6 protein-coding genes and 2 pseudogenes are annotated in these 9,897 nt (G+C 67.1%); 6 read left to right on the plus strand and 2 right to left on the minus strand.

Annotated features, from left to right (window positions below; translation table 11 throughout):
* Together KH616_RS15480 and KH616_RS15485 are read left to right on the plus strand one after the other, a co-directional pair.
* Positions 1–316: pseudogene (locus KH616_RS15480) on the plus strand (phosphonopyruvate decarboxylase); the annotation flags it as partial.
* Positions 316–1,380: a 2-aminoethylphosphonate aminotransferase gene (locus KH616_RS15485; RefSeq protein WP_292247743.1), complete on the plus strand. Its 1,065-nt coding sequence runs from the start codon at positions 316–318 to the stop codon at positions 1,378–1,380. The pseudogene KH616_RS15480 and the gene KH616_RS15485, both read left to right, overlap by 1 nt.
* Positions 1,381–1,505: 125 nt before the next feature.
* On the opposite strand, the gene KH616_RS15490 is transcribed toward KH616_RS15485, so the two are convergent.
* Together KH616_RS15490 and sbcD are read right to left on the minus strand one after the other, a co-directional pair.
* The gene (locus tag KH616_RS15490; RefSeq protein ID WP_292247746.1) at positions 1,506–4,982 is read right to left on the minus strand and encodes an AAA family ATPase; all 3,477 of its coding nucleotides are present in this window, start codon (positions 4,980–4,982) and stop codon (positions 1,506–1,508) included.
* Complete coding sequence (gene sbcD, locus KH616_RS15495) at positions 4,979–6,220, minus strand: exonuclease subunit SbcD (protein ID WP_292247749.1); 1,242 nt, start codon at positions 6,218–6,220, stop codon at positions 4,979–4,981. Before sbcD ends, KH616_RS15490 begins: the two co-directional genes overlap by 4 nt.
* A 272-nt stretch (positions 6,221–6,492) precedes the next feature.
* Here sbcD and pip point away from each other — a divergent pair, with 272 nt between their 5' ends.
* The 4 genes and pseudogenes from pip to KH616_RS15515 all read left to right on the plus strand — a co-directional run.
* Entirely contained in the window at positions 6,493–7,425 is a 933-nt protein-coding gene (gene pip, locus KH616_RS15500; RefSeq protein WP_292247752.1) for a prolyl aminopeptidase, read from the plus strand.
* Positions 7,426–7,788: 363 nt separating this feature from the next.
* Positions 7,789–8,763, plus strand: coding sequence for a LysR substrate-binding domain-containing protein (locus KH616_RS15505; RefSeq protein ID WP_292247754.1), 975 nt, complete (start codon positions 7,789–7,791; stop codon positions 8,761–8,763).
* Positions 8,764–9,022: 259 nt separating this feature from the next.
* Positions 9,023–9,586, plus strand: coding sequence for an alkyl hydroperoxide reductase subunit C (gene ahpC, locus KH616_RS15510; RefSeq protein WP_292247757.1), 564 nt, complete (start codon positions 9,023–9,025; stop codon positions 9,584–9,586).
* 117 nt (positions 9,587–9,703) lie between these two features.
* Positions 9,704–9,897: pseudogene (locus KH616_RS15515) on the plus strand (alkyl hydroperoxide reductase subunit F); the annotation flags it as partial.

Genomic DNA, 9,897 nt, shown 5'->3' on the forward strand with positions numbered 1-9,897 from the left:
CACGCACGTGCTGCTCGACAACGGCGCGCACGAATCGACGGGCGGTCAGGCGACCGTGTCGCAACACGTATCGTTCGCCGGCGTCGCGGCCGCGTGCGGTTACGCGTCGGCAGCCGAAGGCGATACGCTCGATCTGCTCGATGCCGTGCTCGCCGAATCCGCCAATGGCGCCCGCGCGGCCGGCCCGCGCTTCGTGTGCATCGCCACCCGCACCGGCGTGCCCGATGGACTGCCCCGCCCGACCGTCACGCCGGTCGAGGTCAAGACCCGCCTGATGCGGCACATCGGTGCCGCGCAGGCTGAAGGAGTGCATTGATGCTGCTGCTCAATCCCGGCCCGGTCACGTTGACCGAACGTGTGCGCCAAAGCCTGCTGCAAACCGACCTGTGCCATCGCGAAGGCGAGTTCTTCGATCTGCAGGACGAAGCGCGCGCGCGCCTCGTCGCCGCGTACGACCTCGATCCGACCGAATGGGCCGCCGTGCTGATGACAGGTTCGGGCACGGCCGCCGTCGAAAGCATGATCGCGGCGCTCGTGCCGCAGGACGGCAAGCTGCTCGTGATCGAGAACGGCGTCTACGGCGAGCGGATCTCGCAGATCGCGACGCAATATGCGATCCCGCATGAAGTCCTCCGGCATGACTGGATGCAGGCGCCCGATCTCGTGCAGATCGCCGCGCGCCTCGATGCGGGCGGCTTCTCGCACGTCGCGGTGATCCATCACGAGACGACGACCGGGCGCCTGAACGACCTCGCGGCCATCGCCGGCGTATGCCGCGCGCGTGGCGCGCGACTGCTCGTCGACGGCGTCAGCAGCTTCGGCGCGGAAGCGATCGACTTCGCCGGCGGCGACATCGATGCGGTTGCGGCGACCGCGAACAAGTGCCTGCACGGCGTGCCGGGCGCAGCGTTCGTGATCGTGCGGCGCGCGGCGCTCGCGAACGCGGCAAGCCGCACGTACTACCTCGACCTCGGCCGTCTCGCGAAGCTGCAGGATCAGCGCAATACGCCGTTCACGCCGTCGGTGCACGCGTATTACGCACTCGTCGAGGCACTGCGTGAATTCGACGAAGCCGGCGGCTGGCGCGCGCGTCACGCACGCTACCAGGCGCTCGCCGATCAGGTGCAGGCCGGCCTCGCGGCGCGCGGCATGCCGCTCGTGCTGCCGGAAGGCGCATCGTCGGTCGTGCTGCGCGCGTACCGTCTGCCGCAAGGCGTGTCGTACGAGCAGTTGCACGACGGCCTGAAGGCACGCGGCTTCGTGATCTATGCGGGACAGGGCGGCTTGTCGAAGACGCTGTTCCGCATCTCGACGATGGGCGCGATCGAAGCGGCCGATGTCGAGCGCTTGCTCGCCGGGTTCAGCGAATTGACGCGGTAAGCGTCTGCGGCCGCCTTCACAGGCGGCCGCTTCCGGAGATGACCGGCTTGCGGACGGTTGGCCCGCGGATGGCTGGCCCCCGGATGGCCGGCCCCCGGATGGCCGGCCCCCGGATGGCCGGCCCCTCAAAATACCAGGCGCGAATGCCCGATCCCGCCGCCCTTCTCGACCCGGATTTGCGTCGCGATGCGCTCCTTGAGCCCATCGACGTGACTGATGACGCCGATCATCTTGCCGCTCGCATTGAGCGCGTCGAGCGCATCGAGGGCAATCTCCAGCGTATCGCCATCGAGCGTGCCGAACCCTTCATCGAGGAACAGCGAGTCGATCGACGTCTTGTGACTCACGAGATCGGATAGCGCCAGCGCGAGCGCCAGGCTGACGAGGAAGCTCTCCCCGCCCGACAGGGTACGCGTGTCGCGCGTCACGTCCGCCTGCCAGCGATCGACGATTTCCAGCTCGAGTTCGCCCGTCGACTTGCGCCGCAGCAGATAGCGCGCATGCAGACGGTCGAGATGCCGGTTCGCCAGTGTCAGCAGATGGTCGAGCGTCAGCCCTTGCGCGAACTTCCTGAACTTGTCCCCTCTGGCGGAACCGATCAGCGAATCGAGACGCTGCCAGATGTCGGTCTCCCTGGCTTGCGCGTCGATCTGCGCGAAAAGCGCCTGCTGGTTGCGACGCAACGCGTCGTCTCGTGTCAGCAGTTCGCGTCTGCCGCCCAGCTGCCCGTTGATCGACGCGGTTTGCGTGTCGAGCGATTCGATTTCCGTCGTCAGCGCGTCGAGCGATGCCTCGGAGCGTGCCGGTTGCGACTTCAGGCTCGCGAGCTTTTCCTGCGCGGATTGCAACAGGGCGCTCGCCGTCTGCCTGTCCTGTTCGCAGGTCTGCTTCAGGGCCAGCAACTCCTTGCGCGTCTCGGGCGGCAGCCATGCGGCAAGGAAGGCCGCGCGGTCCGGGAACGGGCTCGCCGCAAGCGCTGCATGCCAATGGGCGGCCGCGTCGGTCATCGCCGACCGTTGCTGCGTCTGGAGGCCGTCGAGCTGCGAGATGCGGCCGTCGAGCAAGGTCAGCGCGCGCGTAAGCGATTCGATCCTGTCCGTGCACGCCGACAGCGCCTGGACCGGATCTTCATGTTCCGCGATTCCGACAATCGCCTCGACCGCCCCGGCATCCATCACGCCTCGCTGTGCCGCCTCGAGCTTGCGATACCGCGCCTGCCACGTCGCCAACAGGGCTTGCGCCGCATCACATTGCGCTTGCTGCCGGACACGTGACTCCGACAGCGTGTGCAACCGCTGTTGCATGCGTTGCCATTCCCGCCATTCGTCTGCGCGGGCGCTCAGCCATGTCTCGGCATCGGCCGGCAGCTCGGCTTGCCCGAATCCCGCTTCGCGAATCGACGCCAGCAGCGCGCCCTCGTCGCGCGTCAGTGTCGCCCGCCACTCGACAAGATCCCGACGGATTTCGGCTTGCCGTTCGCCGATTCCCTGAATCGCCTGTGCCAGCAACGCATGTGTCGAGCGGGCCGCTTGCAGCGCCGCCGCGCGCTCGGCGTCGACCTGGCGCATGCGGGTCAAGGCTTCTTCGGCTTGCTCGGCCGCGTCCAGCGTTTGCTTCAACGCTGCCGCCGCGTTGTCGGCGGATTCCCTGCCTGCCGCCAGACGCTCGGGCTGCGACCAGCCGGTCCGGTCGACCGGCTGTCCCGGCAGAGCAATTGCCGCGGCCAGTTCGTCCCAGTCGCGCTGTCCCTGCTCGAACTCCGTCAACAGACGCGCGTGCCGCGCTTGTTGCTCGCGGTGCATCACGCGGCTGGCCGCCAGCGCATCGGAGGTCAGGCGAAGCTGCCGATCGGCAGCCTGTATCTCCGCCTTCAGCGCGTGCAACGCATTGGCTGTCACGGACACGTCGATGGCGCCATAAGCGTCGATCGCCGGGTGTTCGAGCGCGCCGCACAGCGGACAGGCTTCACCGGGCCGCAGCCGTTCACGATGCTCCGCGAGACTGCGAATGATCTGCTCCTGTTCAAGCAGCTTCTGCTTGTCCGATGCCTGCTCGTTCAGCCTGCCGTGCTCGACCTGCAGAGCGCCCAGCCGCGCTTCGTGCGCGGCCATGTCCGCTTCGGTCCGTTTCAGGGCCGCGGCCAGCGCATCCCGCTCGTCCGCGCGCTCGCGTTGCCGCTCCGCAAGCGCCTCCCGCTTCTGCCAGGCCACGAGGCCGTGCTGGGCGGCCTGCCAGCGCTGCCGCCATTCGACAAGCGTGTCGCCGGCCAGCCGCAGCGCCTGCGCGGCGTGCAGTGTCGCGACCTGCGCGTCCGATTCGCGTTTCGCCTGCTCCGCGAGCACGACCGCTTCCGCCTGCCGCGCGAGCGTGACCCGCTCGCTCGCGAGCTTGCCGTCCAGATCACTGGCCGCCTTCTCCCGGCCCTGGATCCCGTCGACGGTTTGCTTGCGGTGGTCGAACTGCTGACGCCAGACGCCGATCTGCTCGCCGAGCGCCGCGTGATGCCGGATCGATCCGCATCGCTCGTCGAGCTCGCGCTTTTCGGTATCGAGGGCCGCCAGTTGCCGTTGTCCATCCGCGCACGCACGCTCGGCCAGCCGCACCGCCAGCACGTGCTCGCGATACTGCTTCGCCGCCTGCGCAACCCGGTCGCCACGGTGCCCGGTCAGTTCCGCCTCGATCCGTTTGCATGCCTCTTCCGCGTTCTGCAACGCATCGTGCAGCGGACGCAATCGTTCAGCCGGCTCGCTTGCGGCGAGTCGCGCCAGGTCGCCGGCGGCCGCCTCGAACGCCGCGCCGGCCTTCGCAACGCCCGCTTGCGCCGCCTGAACCGCCGCTTCCGCCTGAGCCAGATCGGCGCACCACTGTCGATGCGCGCGCAGCGTCTTCAACTGGTCGGCCAGCGCGCCGAGCTGGGTGTTGAGGGACACGATTTCCTGCTGCATCGCATTGCGTTGCTCGGCCGTCAACAAGTCCATGCCATCCGCTTGCGCACGCATGTTCTTCAGGATGTCGCGGGCCGCGGCGGCCTGTTCATAGACGCGCCGCGAGATCTCGCCATAGATCTCGGTGCCGGTCAGTTCTTCGAGCAACTCCGCGCGGTCGTTGGGGCTGGCGATCAGGAAGGCGGTAAAACCGCCTTGCGCCAGCAGCATGGAACGCGTGAAGCGCGAAAAATCGAGGCGCGTCATCTCGGTCACGAGCCTGAGTTTTTCGCTGATCTGGCTCGTCAGGATCGTGCCGTCACCATTCGCCAGTTCGACCCTCGGCTGCTGCAGCGCGCCGTCGACCTTGTTGCGCGCGCGATGCTGGCTCCAGAACGCACGGTAGACCTCGCCCTTCACCTCGAACTCGACCTCGCTGAAACAGTCGGCCGTGTGGCGCGTCATGATGTCGTTGACCGACGCGGACACCGTCTTGAGCCGCGGCGTCTCGTGATAGAGCGCAAGGCAGATCGCATCGAGCAGCGTCGACTTGCCGGCGCCCGTCGGGCCGGTGATCGCAAACAGCCCGTTGTCGGAGAATGGCGGCTTCGTGAAATCGATGAACCATTCGCCTTTCAGCGAATTGAGATTCTTGAGACGCAGACTGCGGATCTTCATGCGGCCTCCTCCCCGGTGGCAGCGACGATCGCCCGGTATCGCTCGGTGAGCGACTGACGCAGGTCGTCGGGGAGATCTTCCTGTTCGAGCCGGCGCGCGAACACGTCGTGCGGGCCGAGTTCGTCGAGCGTGACCCCGGCATCCGCGGTCAATTGCGCGGCGGCGTTTCCGCGATCCCGGCGGATGCGCAGCACTTCCAGCGGCAGCCCTTCGGCCAGCGCCTGAATCCTGGCCGGCAGGTCGGACAGGTAATCGTCCTCGGCCACGGTCACCTCGAGCCAGACCGGACGATCGGGCGTCGCATCCTGCGCAATGCGCGGGAACGCGGCGGCCAGCGACTTCAGATTGCCGCGCAACGTGACAAGACGCTGAAAGACAGGAACGGGCAATGGTGTGACCGCAGCGAGGCCCGACTCGTCGAGGTCGACCAGCAGCATCTCCTTTTGCTGGTCCGCCTCGTCGAAACTCAGCGCGATCGGCGATCCGCTGTAGCGGATGTGTTCGAGGCCGCCGACCTTCTGCGGCCGGTGGATATGCCCGAGCGCCAGATAGTCGACCGGCGGAAATGCCGTGGTCGGAAACGCGTCGAGCGTGCCGACATAGATGTCGCGAACCGATTCCGTCGCGCTTGCGCCGACTGTCGTCAGGTGGCCCGTCGCGATCAACGGCAAGCGTCGTCCCGTTTCTTGCGAGAGCGCATCCCGAAGAACGCGCGCGGCATCGAACGTGGCGTAGTAGTACGCCTGAATGGAACGCACCAGCTGCTGCCGCTTGTCCTCGGCGCTTTGCCCGGCTTCGCTCTGGATCACGTCGCGCGCGCGGATGAACGGGATCGCGCAGACGACGCACCCCGGCACGCGGCCCGCATCGGTGCGACGCAGCGGCAGCACGCGCACCTGGTTCTCAGGGGCGTCGGCATGCGGGACGACGTGGGTGGACAGGCATTCGAGCAACGCGCTGCTTTCGCGCAGCGTCGCGACCGAGTCGTGGTTGCCGCCGAGCAGCAGCAACGCAACACCGGCGTCATGCAGGCGCACGACGAGCTGACTGTAAAGCTCGCGCGCATAGCTGGGCGGCGTGCCCGTATCGAAGATATCGCCGGCGATGACGACCGCATCGACGGCATGTTCACGGACCTGGGTCATAAGCCAGTCAATGAGCGCCTGATGCTCCGCTTGACGACTCTTGCCCATGAAACTCTGACCCAAATGCCAATCGGATGTATGGAGAAGACGCATGGTGGGACGGTTGGTTGCAACGTGCCGCGTAGTATGAACGGACGCCTGCGGCTTGTCCCCCGATTCTTTGTCGCGCTCCGGAACATCGCCCGCCGTCCGGCTCGCCCGCCCGGCGCGGGCGGCTGCATCGCCTGCGCCGCCCGGCACCGGTGCGCCCCCGGCGATTCGCCTCGACCAGAATGCGTAGCGGCCGTCCACATGGCCTCCACACGCTTCCCGGCGTTCGGCATAATGGGCGAACCGCGTCCTCCTCCACCCTTCGCCCCATCCACATGTATCCACCGATCGAACCCTACGCGCACGGCTACCTCGACACCGGCGACGGCCACCGCGTCTACTGGGAGCGCTGCGGCAACCCGGCCGGCAAGCCCGCCGTGTTCCTGCACGGCGGCCCCGGCGGCGGCTGCAACGCCAATCATCGCCGCCTGTTCGACCCCGAGCGCTACGACATCCTGTTGTTCGACCAGCGCGGCTGCGGCCGTTCGACGCCGTACGCCAGCCTCGAGAACAACACGACATGGGATCTCGTCGCCGATATCGAACGGCTGCGCGAGATGGTCGGTGCGGAGCAGTGGCTGGTGTTCGGCGGATCGTGGGGCAGCGCACTCGCCCTCGCCTACGCGGAGACGCATCCGGAACGCGTGAGCGCGCTGATCGTGCGCGGCATCTTCACGCTGCGCCGCGCGGAACTGCTGTGGTACTACCAGGAAGGCGCATCGTGGCTGTTCCCGGATCTGTGGGAAGCGTTTCTCGCGCCGATCCCCGAAGCAGAGCGCGGCGATCTGATGGCCGCCTACCACCGCCGTCTGACCGGCGACGACGAAGCCGCCAAGCTCGAAGCCGCGCGTGCATGGAGCACGTGGGAAGGCCGGACGATCACGCTGCTGCCCGACCCGGCGCTGGCGGAACGCTTCGGCGACGGCCATTTCGCGCTCGCCTTCGCGCGGATCGAAAATCATTACTTCGTGAACCGCGGCTTCGTCGAGGAAGGCCAGTTGCTGCGCGACGCCCATCGTCTCGCGAATATTCCGGGCGTGATCGTCCAGGGCCGTTATGACGCCGCGACGCCCGCGCGCACGGCATGGGATCTGTCGAAGGCATGGCCGAACGCGACGCTCGAGATCGTGCCGGATGCCGGCCACGCGTATGACGAGCCGGGCATTCTCAAGGCGCTGATCGCGGCGACGGACCGGTTCGCCGCATAGCCCCGCGACACCGGGCCGGCAGGAACGCCACCACGGCGGTTCGCCGCGCTCGACCGTCACGCTCTCTGCAGTGGCGTCGGCACGCCCGTGCGGCATGCCGCGCCACGGCTGCGCGGGCCGCGGTGCAAATCGTGGCACACTTGCGCCGCGCCGACGCGCTGCCCCGGCAGCACTGCGGCATGCATCGCCCGACGCGTGCGGCCTTCCCGCAACGCCCGGGCACCGCGTGCGGACGATCGGACTGACATAGAAACAAGACACTTCGGGCTACCCGCGCGGCAGGCGGCAAAACGGCGGATCATCCGTCATGCGACGCGCCGCCGCGCCATGGCGCCCCGACGACAGCAGGCAACGAAGACGGATATGGAAGCAAAGTGGCTGGAAGATTTCCTGAGCCTCGCGGATACCCGGAGCTTTTCGCGGGCGGCGCGCAACCGGCATCTGACGCAGTCCGCGTTCAGCCGGCGAATTGCCGCGCTCGAGACCTGGATGGACGCGAAACTGGTCGACCGGAGCATCACGCCGATCGCGCTCACGCCTGCCGGACAGATGTTCCGCAGTCTCGCCGCCGACATCCTGCAAAGCATCTATGAAGCGCGCAACCTCGTGAACGGCTACGACCAGTTCGCAGCGAGCGACCAGGTCGTGCGCTTTGCGGTCGCGCATACGCTCGTCTTTACGCTGTTTCCGGAATGGCTGAAGCAGCTGAGCGAGGAAGTCGGCCCGATCAGCGCGCGCGTCAACGCCGTGAACATGCAGGAAGGCGTGCAGCAGCTCGTCGAGGGTGAATGCGACCTGCTGCTCGGCTATCATCACCCGCAGTTGCCGATCCAGCTCGACCCGAATCACTTCCCGTTCGTGACGCTGGGCGTCGAGCGCATCCTGCCCGTCTCCACGCCCGACGCGCAAGGCACGCCGCGCTTCGCGCTGCCGGGCAAGCAGGGCGCGCCGCTGCCGCTGCTCGCGTATTCGCCGGGCGTATTTCTCGGCAATATCGTCGAGATGCTGCTGCTCAACGCGACCGAGCCGTACGCGCTGCACCGCTCGTTCGAGACGCAGATGTCCGAGGCGCTGAAAGGGATGGTGCTGGCCGGGCATGGCATCGGCTGGCTGCCCGAGAGCTGCATCGCGCAGGATCTGGCGGACGGCCGGCTCGTCAGCGCCGGCTCGCCGGACTTGCATACCGAACTGGAAATCCGCCTGTACTGGTCGACGCTCAATCGCCGGCCCGCCGCCGAGCAATTGTGGACCTACGTGCGGAGCCGTCCGCGCCCCGCGCCGCCGGGGGTGTCGGACGGCTCGGCGCAGGGCACGGGACGCCGCGCCGCCGACGCATGACGTGCACCGCGACGGCGCCTGCGCGCGACGGCCGGCGGAGTTTGCGCGTCAAATTGACGCATGCTGGGCGCGGATTCGGCCGGGCGAGCGGGCCGTCAGGCCGCGCCGCCCACGTCGAATCCGCGCCGTCGGGCGGCGCATGTGTAGGGAGAATAGAAATTCACGATGCCGGTCATTGAAACAAGCAATTTCACAAAACGAGGGTGAACCCCGATACTGGCACCTCTTCATCCACCACCGACTTCAAGGGAAGCAAAAGATGACGATTATCAATACCCAAATCAAACCGTTCAAGGCAACCGCATACCACAACGGCGACTTCGTGTCCGTGTCCGATGAGAACCTCAAGGGCAAGTGGTCCGTCGTCGTGTTCTACCCGGCCGACTTCACGTTCGTCTGCCCGACCGAACTCGGCGACCTCGCAGACCGCTACGCAGAATTCCAGAAGCTGGGCGTTGAAATCTACGCCGTGTCGACCGACACGCATTTCACGCACAAGGCATGGCACGACACGTCGGACACGATCGGCAAGATCAAGTATCCGATGATCGGCGACCCGACCCTGGCGCTGTCGCGCAACTTCGACGTGCTGATCGAAGAAGAAGGCCTGGCACTGCGCGGCACGTTCGTGATCAATCCGGAAGGCGAGATCAAGCTGTGCGAGATCCACGACAACGGCATCGGCCGCGACGCAGGCGAACTGCTGCGCAAGGTGCAGGCTGCCCAATACGTCGCAGCGCACCCGGGTGAAGTGTGCCCGGCAAAGTGGACCCCGGGCGCTGACACGCTCACGCCGTCGCTCGACCTGATCGGCAAGATCTGACGTTCAGGCCCGCTCGCCCGATCCGGGCGCGCGGCAGCGGGCCGCGGCGTTCCACGGCCCGCCACCCTCCTCCGGCACGCCCCGCTCGACCATCATTAATACGGAATCCGAATCGCCATGCTCGACGCCAATCTCAAGAACCAACTCAAAGCGTACCTGGAAAAGATCACGCGCCCGGTCGAACTCGTCGCCTCGCTCGGCGACGACGCGAAGTCGCAGGAGCTGCGCGCGCTGCTGAACGAGATTGCGTCGCTGACACCGCGCGTGACCGTGATCGAGCGCCGCGACGATGACGAAGTCGCGTATCGAGA

This window comes from Burkholderia sp., assembly GCF_018375725.1.
GTDB lineage: Bacteria > Pseudomonadota > Gammaproteobacteria > Burkholderiales > Burkholderiaceae > Burkholderia.

Excerpts from the sequence above, each read along its gene's own strand:
- sbcD (WP_292247749.1), bottom strand. The coding sequence starts at position 6,220 with ATGCGTCTTCTCCATACATCCGATTGGCATTTGGGTCAGAGTTTCATG.
- KH616_RS15490 (WP_292247746.1), bottom strand. The coding sequence starts at position 4,982 with ATGAAGATCCGCAGTCTGCGTCTCAAGAATCTCAATTCGCTGAAAGGC.
- ahpC (WP_292247757.1), top strand. The coding sequence starts at position 9,023 with ATGACGATTATCAATACCCAAATCAAACCGTTCAAGGCAACCGCATAC.
- KH616_RS15505 (WP_292247754.1), top strand. The coding sequence starts at position 7,789 with ATGGAAGCAAAGTGGCTGGAAGATTTCCTGAGCCTCGCGGATACCCGG.
- KH616_RS15485 (WP_292247743.1), top strand. The coding sequence starts at position 316 with ATGCTGCTGCTCAATCCCGGCCCGGTCACGTTGACCGAACGTGTGCGC.
- pip (WP_292247752.1), top strand. The coding sequence starts at position 6,493 with ATGTATCCACCGATCGAACCCTACGCGCACGGCTACCTCGACACCGGC.